Consider the following 532-nt stretch of genomic DNA (forward strand, 5'->3'; position numbering starts at 1 on the left):
TGAATTTCACGAGTCGTTCATTTCTTCTTTTCACGGTCCAGAACCCGCCTTGCTTACTCATGGTGCAATAGAGGGCAAGCAGCGCGTGGGTCGCGAGTGCATCAAGGGCTTGATAGTGTTTCAGGTTTCGGCTCATACAGTCATTTTATCTGTTCAATTAAAGCAAGAGTTTACCAGAAAAGAGCCCAAATCAATTGAGGCTGCTCGCTTTAAATTAAAAAAACCAATAATGATAGCATAGTTTTAAAAAATAATACTCGTTCGCCTATCAGCAGGTTTTCTCACCGGTTCAACAGGAAAGCTTTGACTCGCGATTGGACGCACTGCATCAAAGTTTGGTGTTGGCGATGAATGAAAGCCGCGACAAGGAGCGTCAAGCGCGCATTGAGGCGCTGAACTCATTGCAATTCGCGCTTGATGGGTTAACCCAGCGCATCGATGAGCAACAGGGTGAAATCACCGAGCTCATGAACACGCAATCCAATCAAGGCGCTCGTTTGGATGAATTGGGCTTAGACAGCAAAAAACTAGA

The 532-nt window shown here is 45.7% G+C and carries 2 protein-coding genes; both read left to right on the forward strand.

The features are described 5' to 3' along the window. Positions 1 to 241, forward strand: a 241-nt coding sequence (locus tag M4I23_RS19735) for a hypothetical protein (protein WP_249755565.1), incomplete at its 5' end; no start/stop codon positions are given. A gap of 73 nt (positions 242 to 314) precedes the next feature. After that, on the forward strand, positions 315 to 532 hold a 218-nt coding region (locus M4I23_RS19740; protein ID WP_249755566.1), incomplete at its 3' end, for a hypothetical protein.

The sequence above is a fragment of the Algibacter sp. L4_22 genome, from assembly GCF_023473045.1.
Lineage (GTDB): Bacteria > Bacteroidota > Bacteroidia > Flavobacteriales > Flavobacteriaceae > Algibacter.